General features: G+C 57.8%; 17 protein-coding genes and 2 tRNA genes. 15 read left to right on the forward strand and 4 right to left on the reverse strand.

The genetic code is table 11. The features are described from left to right. Positions 1-2 precede the first annotated feature (2 nt). From AT959_RS00280 to prmB, 3 genes are read left to right on the forward strand one after another with little or no spacing between them, the layout of a single operon-like run. A complete protein-coding gene (locus tag AT959_RS00280; RefSeq protein WP_066879194.1) occupies positions 3-1,190 on the forward strand; it encodes a PilT/PilU family type 4a pilus ATPase in 1,188 nt (395 codons plus the stop codon). Continuing rightward, positions 1,190-2,323, forward strand: a complete 1,134-nt coding sequence (gene dapE / locus AT959_RS00285; RefSeq protein WP_066879197.1) for a succinyl-diaminopimelate desuccinylase — start codon at positions 1,190-1,192, stop codon at positions 2,321-2,323. The genes AT959_RS00280 and dapE overlap by 1 nt, the downstream gene beginning before the upstream one ends. Continuing rightward, on the forward strand, positions 2,320-3,216 hold the full coding sequence (gene prmB, locus AT959_RS00290) for a 50S ribosomal protein L3 N(5)-glutamine methyltransferase (protein ID WP_066879200.1): 897 nt from the start codon (positions 2,320-2,322) through the stop codon (positions 3,214-3,216). The genes dapE and prmB overlap by 4 nt, the downstream gene beginning before the upstream one ends. 54 nt (positions 3,217-3,270) lie before the next feature. Here prmB and AT959_RS00295 read toward each other — a convergent pair whose 3' ends face one another. The 3 genes from AT959_RS00295 to AT959_RS00305 form a co-directional block, all read right to left on the reverse strand. After that, a complete protein-coding gene (locus AT959_RS00295; protein ID WP_066879203.1) occupies positions 3,271-3,477 on the reverse strand; it encodes a hypothetical protein in 207 nt (68 codons plus the stop codon). Positions 3,478-3,502: 25 nt separating this feature from the next. After that, on the reverse strand, positions 3,503-4,969 hold the full coding sequence (locus AT959_RS00300; RefSeq protein ID WP_066879206.1) for an aminoacyl-histidine dipeptidase: 1,467 nt from the start codon (positions 4,967-4,969) through the stop codon (positions 3,503-3,505). Between the two features lie 57 nt (positions 4,970-5,026). Then, positions 5,027-5,102 (reverse strand) — tRNA-His (locus AT959_RS00305). A gap of 152 nt (positions 5,103-5,254) precedes the next feature. On the opposite strand from AT959_RS00305, the gene tig reads away from it, so the two are divergent. From tig to AT959_RS00340, 7 genes are all read left to right on the forward strand, one after another. Next, positions 5,255-6,559 carry a trigger factor gene (tig, locus tag AT959_RS00310; RefSeq protein WP_066879209.1) on the forward strand — a complete coding sequence of 435 codons (1,305 nt, stop codon included), beginning with the start codon at positions 5,255-5,257 and terminating at the stop codon, positions 6,557-6,559. Positions 6,560-6,615: 56 nt separating this feature from the next. Then, on the forward strand, positions 6,616-7,245 hold the full coding sequence (gene clpP / locus AT959_RS00315; protein ID WP_066879212.1) for an ATP-dependent Clp endopeptidase proteolytic subunit ClpP: 630 nt from the start codon (positions 6,616-6,618) through the stop codon (positions 7,243-7,245). Between the two features lie 14 nt (positions 7,246-7,259). Continuing rightward, positions 7,260-8,522 carry an ATP-dependent Clp protease ATP-binding subunit ClpX gene (gene clpX, locus AT959_RS00320; protein WP_066879215.1) on the forward strand — a complete coding sequence of 421 codons (1,263 nt, stop codon included), beginning with the start codon at positions 7,260-7,262 and terminating at the stop codon, positions 8,520-8,522. A 67-nt stretch (positions 8,523-8,589) separates the two neighbouring features. Next, a complete protein-coding gene (lon, locus tag AT959_RS00325; RefSeq protein ID WP_066879218.1) occupies positions 8,590-11,004 on the forward strand; it encodes an endopeptidase La in 2,415 nt (804 codons plus the stop codon). 165 nt (positions 11,005-11,169) lie between these two features. Next, positions 11,170-11,442: an HU family DNA-binding protein gene (locus AT959_RS00330; protein WP_066879221.1), complete on the forward strand. Its 273-nt coding sequence runs from the start codon at positions 11,170-11,172 to the stop codon at positions 11,440-11,442. Positions 11,443-11,451: 9 nt separating this feature from the next. Further along, a tRNA-Val gene (locus AT959_RS00335) sits at positions 11,452-11,527 on the forward strand. A gap of 64 nt (positions 11,528-11,591) precedes the next feature. Then, positions 11,592-12,461 (forward strand): HDOD domain-containing protein, encoded by an 870-nt coding sequence (locus AT959_RS00340; RefSeq protein WP_066879224.1) that lies wholly within the window; start codon positions 11,592-11,594, stop codon positions 12,459-12,461. 9 nt (positions 12,462-12,470) lie between these two features. Here the strand turns inward: AT959_RS00340 and AT959_RS00345 are convergent, their stop codons facing one another. After that, positions 12,471-13,232: an RNA methyltransferase gene (locus tag AT959_RS00345; RefSeq protein WP_066879227.1), complete on the reverse strand. Its 762-nt coding sequence runs from the start codon at positions 13,230-13,232 to the stop codon at positions 12,471-12,473. Positions 13,233-13,298: 66 nt separating this feature from the next. Between AT959_RS00345 and AT959_RS00350 the strand changes: the two genes are divergently transcribed. From AT959_RS00350 to AT959_RS00360, 5 genes are all read left to right on the forward strand, one after another. After that, positions 13,299-14,111 (forward strand): inositol monophosphatase family protein, encoded by an 813-nt coding sequence (locus AT959_RS00350; RefSeq protein WP_066879230.1) that lies wholly within the window; start codon positions 13,299-13,301, stop codon positions 14,109-14,111. Positions 14,112-14,142: 31 nt separating this feature from the next. Further along, the gene (locus tag AT959_RS20800; RefSeq protein WP_157651155.1) at positions 14,143-14,406 is read left to right on the forward strand and encodes a hypothetical protein; all 264 of its coding nucleotides are present in this window, start codon (positions 14,143-14,145) and stop codon (positions 14,404-14,406) included. Positions 14,407-14,491: 85 nt separating this feature from the next. Continuing rightward, on the forward strand, positions 14,492-14,836 hold the full coding sequence (locus AT959_RS20805) for a hypothetical protein (RefSeq protein ID WP_157651156.1): 345 nt from the start codon (positions 14,492-14,494) through the stop codon (positions 14,834-14,836). A gap of 279 nt (positions 14,837-15,115) precedes the next feature. Beyond that, complete coding sequence (locus AT959_RS00355; RefSeq protein ID WP_066879233.1) at positions 15,116-16,468, forward strand: sigma-54 dependent transcriptional regulator; 1,353 nt, start codon at positions 15,116-15,118, stop codon at positions 16,466-16,468. 140 nt (positions 16,469-16,608) lie between these two features. Next, positions 16,609-17,904 (forward strand): acetate kinase, encoded by a 1,296-nt coding sequence (locus tag AT959_RS00360; protein WP_205629802.1) that lies wholly within the window; start codon positions 16,609-16,611, stop codon positions 17,902-17,904. The last annotated feature ends 55 nt before the right edge of the window (positions 17,905-17,959 follow it).

A 17,959-nucleotide genomic window follows, 5' to 3' on the forward strand; every position in this document is an offset into this window, starting at 1 on the left:
CCATGATTCTCGACAAACTGTTCCTCCTGATGTCGGAAAAGCAGGCCTCGGATATTTTCATTTCCGCCGGCACGCCGATCCACATCAAGATCCAGGGCAACACCATGCCGGTCAACCAGCAGGTGATGCTGCCCGACATGATCGAAAAGATCGCCTACGAACTGATGTCGCCGGAGCAGATCAAGACCTTCGAAAGCACCTGGGAAATGAATCTTTCCTTCGGTGTACCGCAGGTCGGCAACTTCCGGGTCAATATTTTCCGCCAGCGCGGCTCGATCGGCATCGTCGTCCGTTTCATTCTCGGCAACATACCGGGGCTGGAAAGCCTCGGCCTGCCTTCGGTACTGTCCGATCTGATCATGGAAAAGCGCGGCCTGATCCTGATCGTCGGCGCCACCGGCTCCGGCAAGTCGACGACCATCGCCTCGATGCTGGATCACCGCAACGCCAACCGTTCCGGCCATATCCTGACCGTTGAAGACCCGATCGAATTCCTGTTCAAGCACAAGAAATCCATCGTCAACCAGCGCGAAATCGGCATGGATACGGTCGACTGGCAATCGGCCCTGAAAAACGCCATGCGCCAGGCCCCGGACTGCATCCTGATCGGCGAAATCCGCGACAAGGAAACCATGCAGGCGGCCATTGCCTATGCGCAGACCGGCCACCTCTGCCTGGCGACGCTGCACGCCAACAACAGCTATCACGCGCTGAACCGCATCATCAGCTTTTTCCCGATCGAGAACCGCCCGGCGCTTTTCCTCGACCTCTCGGTCGCCATGCGCGCCATCGTTTCGCAGCGCCTGGTCAAGAAGCCGGACGGCAAGCGCATCCCGACCAGTGAAATCATGCTCAACACGCGCCATATCAGCGAACTGATCGAGCGCGGCGAAGTGCAGGCGATCAAGGACGCCATGGAGCAAACCCTGGCCCCGGGCTCACAGACCTTCGAACAGGACCTCTTCCGCCTTTATCGCGAAGAGGTCATTACCCTCGACGAGGCCCTGGCCAATGCCGACTCGCCGACCAATCTGTCGTGGCTGATCAACAACTCCGAGGCCAGCACCGGTAACGGCCACGAAGAAAAGAAGAGCGATATTGCGCTCGAGTTCGACAGCACCAATCTGGGCGGCACCTCCTTCAAGGAGTTCACGCTCAGCCTCTCCGATACCGACGAAGACAACCCCTGATGTCAGACCCCACGCTAGACCTGGCCCAACAAATCATTGGCCGCCCTTCGGTCACCCCGGAAGACGGCGGCTGTTGCGACCTGTTCGCCGAGCGCCTGCAAGCCCTCGGCTTCAGCATCGAATTCATCAACCGCAACGGCGTCACCAACCTCTGGGCACGCCGCGGCACAACCAAGCCGCTGTTCGTTTTCGCCGGCCACACCGATGTGGTGCCGACCGGCCCGCTGGAAAAATGGACTTCGCCGCCCTTCGCCCCGGAAATCCGCAATGGCATGCTCTACGGGCGCGGCACGGCCGACATGAAATCGTCCCTCGCTGCGATGTTGACCGCAAGCGAAGCCTTTGTCGCCGCCAACCCGAACCACCCCGGCTCGCTCGCCTTCCTGCTCACCTCCGATGAAGAAGGCGACGCCAACGACGGCACGATCGCCGTCGTCGAGGCTCTGAAGGCACGCGGCGAACGCCTCGATTTCTGCGTCATCGGCGAACCGACCTCGGTCGACACCCTGGGCGACATGATCAAGAACGGCCGGCGCGGCTCGCTGTCCGGCGTGCTGACGGTCAAGGGCATCCAGTGTCACATCGCCTACCCGGAAAAGGGTCGCAACCCGATCCACGAAGCCGCCCCAGCGCTGGCCGAATTGGCCGCCACCGAATGGGACCAGGGCAACGAATATTTCCCGCCGACGACCTGGCAGATCTCCAACATCCACGGTGGCACCGGCGCTACCAATGTCGTCCCGGGCCACGTCGAAATCAAATTCAATTTCCGCTTCTCGACGGCCAGCACACCGGAAGGCCTGCAGCAGCGCCTGGGCGCCATTCTTGAAAAGCACAAGCTGGATTACGAGATCAAATGGACGCTCGGCGCCAAGCCCTTCCTGACCGGTCGCGGCCCGCTGGCTGATGCGGCGACGACGGCGATCCGCGAAATCTGCACCATCGACACCGAGCTTTCGACCACCGGCGGCACCTCCGACGGCCGCTTCATTGCCGAAATCTGCGAGCAACTGCTGGAAATTGGCCCGGTCAACGCGACCAGCCACAAGATCGACGAATGCGTCGAAGTCGCCGCCCTGCCCAAGCTTTCCGCCATCTACTGCCGCATTCTCGAACAGACCCTGACCGCATGACTACTGCCGCCAAGAGCGAACTGATCACCGTTCGCGACTATCTCCGTTACGCCGTCAGCCGCTTCAACGCGGCCGGCCTGTTCTTTGGCCACGGCAACGACAACGCCTGGGACGAAGCGGTTTACCTGACGCTGCACACTCTGAATCTGCCACTCGACCGTCTTGAGCCCTTCCTCGACGCCCGCCTGCTGCCGCATGAGCGCGAAATGCTGCTCGATATTTACAGCCGGCGCAGCCAGGACCGCCTGCCGGCCGCTTACCTGACCCATGAAGCCTGGCTCGGCGAGCACCGTTTCTATGTCGACGAACGCGTCATCGTGCCGCGCTCCTTCATTGCCGAACTACTGCAGGAACAACTGACGCCGTGGATCGACGATCCCTGGGCCGTCGAGTCGGCGCTCGATCTATGCACCGGCTCCGGCTGCCTGGCCATCCTGACCGCCCTCGCCTTCCCGGAAGCGCAGGTTGATGCGGTCGACCTGTCAAAAGATGCAATTTCCGTTGCCGAGCGCAATGTCGCCGACTACCACCTGACCGAGCGCGTCGAGCTCATCCAGTCCGACGCCTTCAGCCAGCTCGATGGCAAACGCTACGACCTGATCATCTCGAATCCGCCCTACGTCAATGCCGAATCGGTCGCCGCCCTGCCGCCGGAATACCTGCATGAGCCGGAAATGGCCCTGGGTTCCGGCGACGACGGCCTCGACTTCACCCGCATCATCCTGCGCGAAGCCAAAAAGCATCTGACGGCGAACGGCATTCTCGTCGTCGAAATCGGCCACAACCGCGACGAACTGGAAGCCACCTACCCGACCCTGCCCTTCACCTGGCTGGATACTGCGGCGGGCGACGAATACGTCTTCCTGCTCCACGCCGCCGACCTGCCCGACTGATCGGCAAAGCGAAGCGGGCCAGGCCCGCTTCGCGATATCGGCGAGCTCGACCAGCTACTTGTCGGCCTCGCCCGCCTGCTCGGCCGACTGCTGCATTTGGTGGTTTGCCAGATCGAGCTTTTGCTGAAACTGCTCCATCGACTTTTTGGCCTGGTCCGCTTCCTGTTTCTTCAGTGCCGCAGCCGTCGCCGCCGTACCTGCCGTTTCGACACCGCAGGCCGCCAGCGACAAAAGAAGCACCAGGTTAACGATCCGCTTCATTGCGAACTCCCCTGCAAGAATGGCTTCAGCTTACTGCCGCCAGAATCGACTGCAACAGATGCCAGCAGCGACCGACCGAAGCGACCTCGACCGACTCGCCCGGCGCATGCGCCCCACGGATCGTCGGACCAAACGAGACTATATCCAGCCCCGGGTACTTGGCACCAATGATGCCGCACTCCAGCCCGGCATGAATCACCTGCACCGTCGAGTCGGCGGCAAACTCGGTCCGATAGACCGACTGGCAAAGCGCCAGCAGTGGTGACTCCGGGTTCGGTGCCCAGCCCGGGTAATAGCCCGCCTTCTCTGCCTTTGTTCCGCTCAACGCAAACAGACTGACAATCTCGTCGGCCAGCGCCGTACTACCGCTATCGAGCAATGAGCGCACCATAAAGTTGCAGGAGCCACCATTCGGGTGCAAATCGACCATCCCCAAGTTATTGGAAGTTTCCACCACACCCGGCACTTGCCGGCTCATCCGATAGACACCATGCGGCGCCGCGTGCAGCGAAGCGAGCCAGACCGCCTGCTCGGCCGGCGCCATGACCTGTGCACTATTGGCTGTTGAGAACTCCAGTTGCAGACCGGGCTCGACACCGAGCAATTCCTGACGCAAAGATGCCTGCATCTGCGCCAGCCATTGCGGTAGCGCCTGCATCGCCTCAGCCGACAGCGCCAGCATTGCGCTCGCCTCGCGCGGCAGCGCATTGCGCGCCGAACCACCCTGCAGCGCCGCCAGCCGCAGCGGGAATACCGCTTCCAGTTCGCGCAGCACGCGAACCAGCAACTTGATGGCATTGCCCCGCTCTTCGTGAATATTGACGCCCGAATGCCCGCCGCGCAGACCGCGCAGGCTGATCCGGCATGCCTGCAAACCCGCCGGCAACGGCGAGGTCTGCCCCTGTCGCTCGACGTTTACATCAAGCCCGCCAGCGCAGCCCAGGTAAAACTCACCCCATTCCTCGGTATCGAGATTGAGCATCAGGCGCCCCTGCAAAATGCCGGGAGCCAGGCCGCGGGCACCGCCCATGCCCGCCTCTTCATCAACTGTCAGTAGCGCTTCCAGTGGTCCATGCACGAGATCCGGCGCCTCCAGCGCAGCCAGAATCAGCGCCACGCCGATGCCGTTATCGGCGCCCAGCGTCGTCTCTTCGGCCATCAGCCAGCCATCGCGCAGCACCGGGCAGATCGGATCACGGGAAAAGTCATGGGCGCTCTCGCCATTCTTCTGGCAAACCATATCCAGATGGGCCTGCAAAATAACCGCGGGGGCATTTTCGCGCCCCGGGCTCGCCGCCTTCCTGATAATCAGGTTGCCGACAGCGTCCACCGCAGCACTCAGGCCGCGAGCCACCGCCCAGTGCTGCAGCTTGTCGCGCAAGAGACCTTCTGCCTTGGAAGCGCGCGGTGTCTCGCAAAGTGTGGCGAATTGCGCCCATACCGCCGCCGGTTCAAGATTCAGGAAAGCAGCGGGGAGGTTGGCGGGTAACATGCGGCGACTCCAAAGAGAAAACCCCCGAGAGCCTTTCGACTTTCGGGGGTTGAATTCTGGGGCGACTGATGGGGCTCGAACCCACGACAACCGGAATCACAATCCGGGACTCTACCAACTGAGCTACAGCCGCCGCTGAAGAAGGCCCGCATTGTAGGGGCTTCTCCTGCAACTGTCTACAGACTTTTCAAATATGTTTGAAAAAAATGCTGGCATTCCGGCTTTGATCTACCGTGATAGAATCGTCCGCTTTATTTTTCGGCCCTGTTGTCACAAGGAATCCTCATGGAAGCAACTACTGCACAAGCTAACGAACTCGAACGCCGCGTCGACCTCTCCATCGCCATCGCCGATGTCGAGAAGGAAATGGAACAACGCCTGAAGCGCATGGGCAAGAACGTCAAGATGTCCGGCTTCCGCCCGGGCAAGGTTCCGTTCAGCATCGTCAAGCAGCAGTACGGTGACCAGGCTCGCCACGAAGTACTGTCCGAACAACTTGATCGCGTTTTCGGCGAAACCGTTACCGAAAAGAAAATGCGCGTTGCCGGCTACCCGCGCATCGAGCCGAAGACCAGCGAAAGCACCTCGCACCTCGAGTTCTCCGCCATCTTCGAGGTTTACCCGGAATTTACGCCGGGCGACCTGTCCACCGCAGAAGTCGAACGTCCGGTGCTCGAAGTCAGCGCCGCCGAAGTCGACAAGACCCTCGACATCCTGCGCAAGCAGCGTGTTTCCTACGCTGACGCCGACCGCGCCGCCGCCAAGGAAGACCGTGTCGTTATCGATTTCCTCGGCAAGAAGGACGGCGTGCCGTTCGCCGGTGGTGAAGCCACGGATTACCCGTTCGTTCTCGGCCAGGGCATGATGCTGCCCGACTTCGAGAATGCTGTTGAAGGCGCCAAGGCGGGCGAGTCCAAGACTTTCGACCTGACCTTCCCGGCCGATTACCACGCCAAGGATCTGGCGGGCCAAACGGTCCAGTTCGACATCACCGTCAAGCAGGTGCAAGCCCCGGTCCTGCCCGAACTCGACGCCGAATTCGCGACCAGCATGGGCATCGCCGACGGCGACGTCACCAAGATGCGCAGCGAAATCGAAGCCAACCTGAAGCGCGAAGTGAAGCGCCGCATCGAGGCCAAGCTGAAGGATCAGGTCATGGAAGCCCTGCTCAAGGCCAACCCGATTACCGTCCCGACCGCCCTGATCGATATGGAAGTCCAGCGCCTGATGCAAGCAGCTCGCCAAGACATGGAACAGCGCGGCATGAAAACCAAGGACTTCCCGATCCAGCCGGAATGGTTTGCCGACCAGGCCAAGCGCCGTGTTTCCCTGGGCCTGATTCTTGCTGAAGTAGTCAAGACGGAAAAGCTTCAGGCAAGCCCGGAACAAGTCCGTGCGATGGTCGAAGAAACGGCGGCCTCCTACGAACAGCCGGAAGAAGTTATCCGCTGGTACTACGCCCAGCCGCAACGCCTGCAGGAAGTTGAAGGTGTCGCAATTGAAAACAACGTCGTGGCATGGGTGCTGAGCAAGGCCAAGGTCACCGACAAGGCTGCCGTGTTTGATGAACTGATGGGTCAGAAGCAGTAATCTGAACATCGTCACAAAAACGACAAACGTCTGAAATGCAACAGAGAAGGGCTGACATGAATATCGACAACGCAAGCAACTGGGATCCGCAGGCTCTGGGCCTCGTCCCGATGGTGGTTGAACAGAGCGGACGCGGTGAGCGCGCGTACGACATCTATTCGCGCCTGCTGAAGGAGCGGGTGATTTTTCTTGTCGGCCCGGTCAACGACGCCAGCGCCAACCTGGTCGTCGCCCAATTGCTGTTCCTTGAAGCGGAAAATCCGGACAAGGACATTTATTTCTACATCAATTCACCGGGTGGCTCGGTGACGGCTGGCATGTCGATCTACGACACCATGCAGTTCATCAAGCCCGACGTGTCGACGCTGTGTATCGGCCAGGCCGCCTCGATGGGCGCCTTCCTGCTCAACGCCGGCGCCAAGGGTAAGCGTTTCGCGCTGCCCAACTCGCGCGTGATGATTCACCAGCCGCTGGGCGGCTTCCAGGGTCAGGCCTCGGATATCGCCATCCACGCCAAGGAAATCCTGTCGATTCGCGACCGCCTGAACCGGATCATGGCCGAACACAGCGGTCAACCGCTCGAGCGCATCGAAAAGGATACCGACCGTGACAATTTCCTGTCGGCGGTCGAAGCGGCAGAATATGGTTTGATCGACAAGGTGTTGACCCGCCGCGATGCGGCTTAAGCAAGGAGATACAGATGTCTAAAGGCGGCCAGGAAAAACTGCTCTACTGCTCCTTCTGCGGCAAAAGCCAGCATGAAGTCAAAAAGCTCATCGCCGGTCCGTCGGTGTTCATCTGTGACGAGTGCATTGCACTCTGCAACGACATCATCCGCGACGAACTCCCCGAAGAAGCTGCCAAGGCAGGTCGCTCCGACCTGCCGACGCCGCGCGAAATAAGCTCCATCCTCGACCAGTACGTAATCGGCCAGGAAGTCGCCAAGCGCATTCTCGCCGTTGCTGTGTACAACCATTACAAGCGCCTGCGCCACACCGCCAAGAACACCGGCGAAGTGGAATTGGCGAAGAGCAATATCCTGCTGATCGGACCAACCGGCTCCGGCAAGACCCTGCTCGCCCAGACATTGGCCCGCATGCTCAATGTGCCCTTCGTGATGGCCGATGCAACGACGCTGACCGAAGCCGGCTATGTCGGCGAGGACGTCGAAAACATCATCCAGAAGCTGCTGCAGAAATGCGACTACGACGTCGAGAAGGCGCAGCAGGGCATTGTCTACATCGACGAAATCGACAAGATTTCCCGCAAGTCCGACAACCCGTCGATCACCCGTGACGTTTCGGGCGAAGGTGTGCAGCAGGCCCTGCTCAAGCTGATCGAAGGCACCACCGCCTCGATCCCGCCGCAGGGTGGCCGCAAGCACCCCAACCAGGACTTCGTCCAGGTCGACACAACCAACATCCTGTTCATTTGCGGCGGCGCTTTCGCCGGCCTTGAAAAAGTGATCCAGAAGCGCTCCGAAAAGGGCGGCATCGGCTTCGGCGCCGAAGTGAAGAGCAAGGATGATGGCAAGGCCGTCGGCAAGGTTCTGCTCGAAACCGAACCGGAAGACCTCATCAAGTTCGGCCTGATTCCCGAACTGATCGGTCGCCTGCCGGTGGTCGCCACCCTGCAGGAACTGGAAGAGGATGCCCTGGTACAGATCCTGACCGAGCCGAAGAACGCCTTGGTCAAGCAATACCAGAAGCTGTTCAACATGGAAGATGTCGAACTGGAAATCCGCCCGGGTGCGCTATCTGCAATCGCCAAAAAGGCCCTGGAACGCAAGACCGGCGCCCGCGGCCTGCGCTCGATCATGGAACACGCTCTGCTTGACACGATGTACGAACTTCCCGGCATGGAAAATGTCGAAAAGATCGTCATCGATGAAAACATGATCACCGGCGACACCCCGCCCCTGCTCATTTACGCCGATCAGCCAAAGGTTTCCGGCTCGAACTGAGCCGGGACTTGAATTGCGGTTTCCCGCCCCCACGTAGGGGGCACATACCTATTTCAAAGGCTTCGTAATGTCGAACCCCAACACGCTCCCGGAAACCGTCGAACTGCCGCTGCTGCCGTTGCGCGATGTCGTCGTCTTCCCGCACATGGTCATCCCCCTCTTCGTCGGCCGCCCGAAATCGATCAAGGCCCTCGAAATGGCCATGGAAGCCGGCAAGAACATCCTGCTGGTCGCCCAGAAATCGGCCGCCAAGGACGATCCGGAGCCGGAAGACCTCTACCGCATTGGCTGCATGGCCAACATCCTGCAAATGCTCAAGCTACCGGACGGCACCGTCAAGGTGCTGGTCGAAGGCACCCAGCGCGCCCGCGTCGAAGCCATTGAGGTGCAATCCTCGGTCTTCATGGCCACTGCCGCCCCGTTACCGCAAGCGGCGATTGAAGATCACGAGATCGAAGCCATGCGCCGCGCGGTGGTTGCCCAGTTCGACCAGTTCGTCAAACTGAACAAGAAGATTCCGCCGGAAGTCCTCTCCTCCATTGCCGGCATCGAGGATGCCGGCCGTCTGGCCGACACCATCGCCGCCCACCTGCCGCTCAAACTGGAGCAGAAGCAGGAAGTGCTGGAAATGGAAAGCATCCGCGACCGTATCGATCGTCTGCTCTCCCAACTCGAATCCGAAATCGACATCCTGCAGGTCGAAAAGCGCATCCGTGGCCGCGTCAAGCGCCAGATGGAGAAGAGCCAGCGCGAGTACTACCTGAACGAACAGGTCAAGGCGATCCAGAAAGAACTCGGCGAAGGCGAAGAAGGGGCCGACCTCGAAGAACTGGACAAGAAGATCAAGGCCGCCGGCATGAGCAAGGAAGGCCTAGCCAAAGCGCAAGGCGAGCTGAAAAAACTGCGCCTGATGTCGCCGATGTCAGCTGAAGCCACTGTCGTCCGCAACTTCATCGAAACCCTGATCGGCCTACCCTGGCGCAAGAAGACCCGCATCAGCAAGGATTTGCACGAAGCGGAAAAGGTGCTCGACACCGACCACTACGGCCTGGAGAAGGTCAAGGAGCGCATCGTCGAGTATCTCGCGGTGCAACAGCGCGTCGACAAGGTCAAGGCACCGATCCTGTGCCTGGTTGGCCCCCCGGGTGTCGGCAAGACCTCGCTCGGCCAGTCGATCGCCAAGGCAACCAACCGCAAGTTCGTCCGCATGGCACTGGGCGGCGTCCGTGACGAAGCCGAAATCCGTGGCCACCGCCGCACCTACATCGGTTCGATGCCGGGCAAGATCCTGCAGAGCCTGACCAAGGTCGGTGTCCGCAACCCGCTCTTCCTGCTCGACGAAGTGGACAAGCTCGGCCAGGATTTCCGTGGCGACCCCTCCTCCGCATTGCTGGAAGTCCTTGATCCGGAACAGAACCATACTTTCCAGGATCATTACGTCGAGGTCGATTTCGACCTCTCCGACGTGATGTTCGTGGCGACCGCCAACACCCTGAACATTCCAGCCCCGCTACTCGACCGGATGGAAGTTATTCGCCTGTCCGGCTACACGGAAGACGAGAAGGTCAATATCGCCATGCGCTATCTACTGCCCAAGCAGATCAAGAACAATGGCCTGAAAAAGACCGAAATTGCGGTGGCCGACAGCGCCATTCGCGACATCGTCCGCTACTACACGCGAGAAGCAGGCGTCCGCGCCCTCGAACGAGAAATCTCCAAGATTTGCCGCAAGGTCGTCAAGACCTTGGTACTGAAGAAGCGCGACACGAAGATTGCGGTCAACGCCCGCAATCTGGACAAATTCCTCGGTGTGCAGCGTTACAGCTTCGGCATGGCCGAAAAGGAAAACCAGGTCGGCCAGGTTACCGGCTTGGCGTGGACTGAAGTCGGCGGCGAATTGCTGACCATCGAATGCGCCAACATGCCGGGCAAGGGCAACATCCTGCGCACTGGCTCCTTGGGCGATGTTATGAAGGAATCGGTTGAAGCAGCCCGTTCGGTGGTCCGCGCCCGCTCACGCCGCCTGGGTATCAAGGACGAAGCGTTCGAGAAGACCGACATCCACATCCACGTTCCGGAAGGCGCCACGCCCAAGGATGGTCCGTCTGCCGGTATCGCGATGACCACGGCCCTGGTCTCCTCCTACACCGGTATTCCGGTCCGCTGCGAAGTTTGCATGACGGGAGAGATTACCTTGCGTGGCGAGGTGCTGGCCATTGGCGGCCTCAAGGAAAAGCTGCTGGCCGCCGTGCGCGGCGGATTGAAGACAGCCTTGATCCCGGAAGAGAACGTCAAGGACCTCACCGAGATCCCGGACAACATCAAAAACAAGATCGAGATCGTCCCGGTCAAATGGATCGATCAGGTACTGGAGCGAGCACTGGAGCGCAAACCGGAAGCCCTGCCGGAGCAATCCGAGCAAAATTCAGGCGTCGCAGCCGGCGCCGATAGCGCTGCATCACAGGCCATCCTTACTCATTGATTTGAAAGGAAAGGCATGCTGGACCATTCGTCCGGCATGCCCGCCTGGATGTTCCGCCCCGGTGAATGCCGCCAGAATCCGCTTGACACAAGGATTTCGGCAGAGATATAAATCCGTCCTCACAAAATTTTTGCGGTTAAAATCCTTCCATTTAGGGGACTCAAGATGAATAAAACTGAACTGATCGATCAGATTGCTGCTTCTGCTGACATTTCCAAAGCAGCTGCTGCTCGCGCCCTCGACGCCACCGTTGCAGCCGTCAAGGATGCACTGAAGGCCGGCGATACCGTCAGCCTGATCGGTTTCGGCACCTTCTACGTTGGCGAGCGTGCCGCCCGCACCGGCCGCAACCCGCGTACCGGCAAGACCCTGGAAATCAAGGCCGCCAAGTCGCCGAAGTTCCGCGCTGGCAAGGGTCTGAAAGACGCCATCAACTAAGAGCTTTCCGGGTGCTTAGCTCAGTTGGTAGAGCGTCGCCCTTACAAGGCGAATGTCGGCGGTTCGACCCCGTCAGCACCCACCAAGACTCCTGAAAAGGATTACATCAACCCCGCTCCCGTAGCGGGGTTTTTGTTGGGAAGGATCAAATGACTGCGCTGCAAGATGACAACAAGACCGGTGATGCACTCAGAGCCCAGCGTTTTGAGATGCTGGCAGATATTGCCAAGGAACTCGCTGGTGAAGTTGTGTTTCCCACATACTTCGACGCGGTGTTGCGCCTTCGCAAGGCTCTTCAGGAGCAAAACCAGTCGCTGGGCAGGATCGCTGCCGCAGTCGCAGCTGAGCCGCTGATCAGCGCCAAGCTGCTGCACCTCGCCAACTCGGTCGCCTTCAACCCTGGCGGCACCGAAGTGCTCGATCTGCAAGCAGCCATCGCCCGCCTCGGCATCAATGTAGTACGCAGCACGGCACTGTCAATTGTCATGACCCAGCTTCTCCGGGCCAAAGGCATGGCCGCGTACAGCGAACTGACCCATACCCTGTGGGATCATTCGATAAATACTGCCGCGGCCGCTCGCATCATCGCCCGCAAGCTGACCCGCATCAACCCTGAGGAGGCCATGCTGGCGGGCCTGATTCACGACCTTGGTGCCTTCTACATGCTCTATCGGGCAACACAGTACGAGGAGCTCAGCCACCGGCCGGAGAGCGTCAAATACCTGATCATCCAGTGGCACGAAAGCATCGGCGTTTCGCTGCTTAACGCGCTCGGCTTGCCCGAAGAAATTGTCAAGGCGACAGAAGATCATGATCGCCTGCGCCCGCCGCCCAACCCGGTGCGTACCCTGACTGATGTAATTTACGTGGCCAACATGCTGGCTGGCGGACATTTCGAATGGACTATGCAGGATCTGCCGATGTGCTCCGCAGACCTTGAGGCGCTTGAAACTCAGTTTGCCGAGATCAGACCAGAAATTGAAGCGGAAGCTTCAGAAATGCGCACATCCTTCGGCTGACCGGACCAATCAGTCCTTGCGCCCGTAACCGGTCTTGACCTGGGTTGATGCCAGCACGCCACGCAGAATATTGATCTCATCTTTTTCGAGACGTACTCGCCCAAACAAGCGCCGCAATTTAGGCATCAAACGACCCGGTTGTTCGGGGTTGTAGAAACCGGTGTCGGTCATGACTTTTTCAAGATGGCCATAAAGCCCCTCGACTTCATCAAGCGTCGCCGGCGGCGAAGCAAAGGGGGTCACCCCCAGCACCCGTATCGGCGGCTGACCAGCAAACGCAGCCATCCGGCTTTCATAGCAAAGCACCTGGACTGCCGAGCCGAGGTTTAGGGAACTGAAGTCAGGGTTGGTCGGAATCGTGACGGCTGCCTGGCAATGCAGAATCTCCTCATTGCTCAGCCCCATGGTTTCGTTACCGAAGACCAGCGCAACCTCACCCTGCTCCGCCTCGCGCAACAGGCGCGCCACCGTTTCGCGTGGCGCACCGATCTCCGGCCCCAAATCACGCTGCCTGGCTGACAGTGCAACCGCAAATATCGTTCCGGCCAAGGCCTCTTTCAGCGAACTGGTGATTTTGGAAGCCTGAAGGACGTCGACCGCACCAGTTGCCCGCACATCCGCCTCGGGGTCGGGAAACTGTTTGGGCTCCACCAGATACAGACTGGACAATCCCATCGTCTTCATCGCCCGCGCCGCTGCACCGATGTTGCCCGGATGACTCGGACGGCACAGAACAACTCTGATGCGTGAAAGCAGGAGTTGAGGGTTCATAGTGTAAAATCCAGTCTTTCAAATATAAATCGGGTGGCCTCGGCCACCCGTTAGCTCTTTAAGCCCATGCATCCAGCCCTGAATATCGCCATCAAGGCGGCGCGCCGCGCCGGCCAGATCATCAACCGTGCCTCCAACGACCTCGACTTGCTGAAGGTTTCGACCAAGCAACCGAACGACTTCGTCACTGAAGTCGACAGAGCAGCCGAAGCTTCGATCATCGAAACCCTGCAGGAGGCCTATCCCGGCTACGGCATTTTAGCAGAGGAGTCTGGCGAGACTGCCGGCAAGGGCAACAACGATGCCGAATACCAGTGGATCATCGACCCACTCGATGGCACTACCAACTTCATTCATGGCATGCCCCAATACGCGGTCTCCATCGCCCTGGCCAAGGCCGGGGTCGTTGAGCAGGCAGTCGTCTTCGATCCCAATCGCAATGAACTCTTCACCGCCAGCAAGGGCGCAGGCGCCTTCCTCAATGAGCGCCGCATCCGTGTTTCGAAACGGCTCAAACTTCAGGATGCGCTGATCGGCACCGGCTTCCCGTACCGCGAGTTTCAACACATCGACACCTACCTGGCCATCTTCAAGGAATTGACCCAGAAGACTGCCGGCTTGCGCCGTCCCGGCGCCGCTTCACTCGACCTCGCCTACGTCGCCTGCGGCCGCTACGATGGCTTCTGGGAGTTCGGCCTTTCTCCGTGGGACATGGCAGCAGGTTCCCTGCTGATTTCCGAAGCAGGCGGACTGGTCAGTGATCTGCGTGGCGAAACAAACTATCTCGAAACCGGCAACATCATTGGCGGCACCCCGAAGGTTTTCTCGCCGCTACTCAATCTGATTCAGGAAAAACTGCCCGAATCCGTGCGCGGCTAAATTTAGCCAGCCACAACCCAAAAGCGCCAACATGGCGCTTTTTTTATTTCAATTACCCCATATGGAATGGGATGACACATTTTCCCTTGGAAAAGAACTGCCTGATCGCTACACAAAAACACCTAGCACCAATCCCTGGGAATACGTACAAAAATACATACTTCCCGGAATTACACCCTTCACGCCAAGACAACAAAATCGGATTGAGAAAATACCGAACAGCATGGACGAGAAAACGCTTGGAAGCACCTGTCACTCATCAATGACAACCTCTAAAAAGCAAACTAAAGGTTGAGATGATAAAAACGGTGTAATTGATTTCCAGTCTTTACCATCCGTTCTCTCGGTTAAAAACGGATCAACAAAAAGCTGGAGACACCATGAAAATCACACTCAATGGCGTGGGCAATAATCACTGCCTAGTTTTTGAAGGCAAAATGACCTGCAAGTTCGCCCGCGAAATCGAAAACAGTATTATCGACATGATGCGCCGGCATCCGAAAATTAACGTCGACCTGTCACGGGTTCACGAAATTGATCGATGCGGCGTACATCTTCTTTCGGTACTAAAAAGCTTCGGCGGTGAGGCAGTCAAAATCATTGCGACCTCACCCGAAGTCGAAATAACTCTGCATCACTTATATCCGCTTCACCAACATGTTCGACCAGGCAGCAACGGCTCAAAATTCAGAAAAGCCCCTGCGTTGCAGTCCGCTTCGTTGTGATTTTGGATCAAAAACCAAGCAACAGAAGTACTCACCAACATAACGGGTGAATACTTGGGTAATGACACGCATTGAGCACAGCATTAATCCTACCCTGCTGCGGTTTACAGTGCCTCACCACACCTCGACTACCGAGATCACCGTAACCAATTTAGCGCTGTACGAGTATTTCATATTTATCCGAAATAAATAAAACTTTTCCTTAGTCAGGAATATTGCCTGTAAATATAAATTATTAATCATATAGACAATATTAAATTAAAATCCGTGGGGAAAAGAATGACAACCGGAAGCGTAGTTCTGATCGATCCTCAGAGTTACATTAGCCAGCAAATACAAAAACTGGTAATTGAAAACATTAATTTTTTTTGCGTCGAATCAACGGCGGATGCAAAGAATCTTTTATCCAGACAACCGTGTTCGGTGGGCCTGGTTATCCTTGACCCGTCGCTGAAGGACAGTCTGGAAGAGGTCGAGTCACTCGTCGTGGCAACATCAAAGACCGAGTGGATTGCGCTGGTTGCCCCGGCATTTATGGAAATGGCTCATGTGCGTTCATTTGTCGCCAATGCGTTTTACGACTATCACACATTACCGGTCGACCTACAGCGCCTGCTCATGACGATTGGCCACGCCTGCGGTATCGCTCATCTCAGGCTTTCGCTCGCCAAGAGCAAGAAAGAGAATGCGGACCCTGGCCACTTTGGTATTCACGGCAATAGCGCCATCATGCAGACCTTCTTTCAGCGACTGGACAAGGTCATCAATGCCGATCTCGCCGTATTAATTGGTGGCGAAACCGGAACCGGCAAAGAGTTGGTCGCCCAAGCCATCCACGGTCACTCCCGGCGTTCAAAGGGCCCATTTGTAGCAGTCAACTGTGGAGCGGTCCCGCAAAACCTAATTCAGTCAGAACTCTTTGGTCACGAGCGTGGCGCATTCACCGGTGCACAACAAAGAAAGATCGGCAGCATTGAAGCCGCGAATGGTGGGGTGCTGTTTCTCGATGAGATCGGCGATTTGCCACTCAACCTACAAGCAAATCTGCTCAGAGTATTGCAGGAACGCACGATCACCCGGCTCGGCTCGACCCAGCCGGTTCCTGTGGACTTTCGCATCATTGCCGCCACCCACGTTGACCTGCAGCAAGCCATCCAGAACGGCAGTTTCCGGGAAGACCTGTATTACCGCCTCAGCGTCATCCAACTTGATTTGCCGCCCCTACGCAGTCGAGATGGGGATGTTCCATTACTGGCAGAGGTAATATTCAAAAGACTTTCGGCAAACAATCCGCACTGCCGGGCAAACGGGTTCACCAGTCAAGCATTGCGGGTGATGAGCACATACCGCTGGCCAGGCAACGTCCGCGAACTGATCAACCGGATTCACCGCGCAGTTATTCTGTGTGAGGGCAAGCTGATCGGTGTCAGCGACCTTGGGCTGGATGCCTATGTAGACATTCCTGAAGCAAAGACACTGGAGGACGCAAGAGCCTCTCTTGATCGTAGCATTCTCGAAATAAGCCTGCGCAATAACGGGAACAACGTCTCACGCGCCGCACGTCAGCTTGGCGTTTCGCGCGTCACCTTTTATCGGATGATGAACAAGCACAACATTGCAGCGACCCATTAGACAAATTTCGTCGCACCTTACTACCGGTAAACGGGTAGTCAATTAATTACTATTCGGTATTCCTCTTACCGATTCGCAAACATATGATTCCAAGGTAAAAAATACCAATTACATATGGGATTTTCGTGATCAAAAGAGGAATGATGCCCGGCATCAAAGCAACCGGACACCACTTGGCCGGAGCACTGGCTCTGGCTTTCGTCGGAATGGCACAAGGAGCCGACCTGACTCCAGAGGATGAACAATTCCTTCGCAAGCAGATCATCGAGCAATCCAAACAGCTTGACGCACTCAAGCGACAAATGGCGGAGACTGACGCCAAGTTGCTTGAGATGCAGCGAATTCTCAACAAGGAAAAACTCCGCACTACACGTGCGACTGGCACTACCCCGCCACAGGGTGGCACGTCCCCGTCATTTGATCTGGCTCAGGCCCCGCAAGCGCAGCCGAAAAACCAGCCGGAAACGGTCGGCCAGCCCGAAGAACGGTCCCGTGTGCAACAGATTGCTCAGATCTTTGAACAACCCGGTGTCCTGACGCCACGCGGCAAATTCATGCTCGAACCGGGGCTGCAGTACGGCTACTCATCAAGCAACCGAGTTTCTCTGGTGGGCTACACGATTATTCCGGCGATACTGATTGGCCTGATCGATGTAAAGGAAGTCAAACGCAACACCTTCACCCCCAGCCTGACTGCACGCTGGGGCATTACCAACCGCCTCGAACTGGAAGCCAAGCTTCCCTATGTCTATCGTGATGACACAGTCGTATCGCGCCCGCTTAACTTGGGTGCTGCGCGTGATGAGGTTTTCAACAGTACGGGTTCCGGCATTGGTGACTTTGAAATGACCGGTCGCTACCAGTTGAACGAAGGTGGCGTCGACAACCCTTATTACATCGCCACGATGCGCTTCAAGAGCCGTACCGGCAAAGACCCGTTTGAAGTTGAAACGGATACTCTCGCACCAGGAAGAATTTCCAATGAATTGCAGCGGGAACTACCTACCGGCTCCGGTTTCTACACACTCCAGCCCGGCCTGACTGTGCTCTATCCGTCCGACCCGGCCGTCTTCTTTGGCGGCATCAGTTATCAGTACAACATCAAACGCTCGGGCGTCTCGATGAATACCACCAACGGCCCGGTCGCAATCGGCGAAGTCGAGCCCGGCAGTGTGTTGGGTTTCAACTTCGGTATGGGCCTGGCACTCAACGACCGTTCGTCGTTCAGCATTGGCTATGATCACGCCTCGGTCGGCGCGACAAAAATCAACGGCACGACCGCTGTCAACTCGGTTCGTACCGAACTCGGCACCTTGCTGCTTGGTTATTCGCATCGCCTGAACAAGAGCACGTCGTTGAACGTTTCGGTCGGCGCCGGCGTAACGCGGGACACCCCGGATGTACAGCTCTCTGTTCGCTTGCCGATGACTTTCTAAGTCATCAAAAATCGAAGGCCACCACTGCGTTCCGCAACGGTGGTCGGCGTTTTTA

This window comes from Dechloromonas denitrificans, from assembly GCF_001551835.1.
Classification (GTDB): domain Bacteria; phylum Pseudomonadota; class Gammaproteobacteria; order Burkholderiales; family Rhodocyclaceae; genus Azonexus; species Azonexus denitrificans.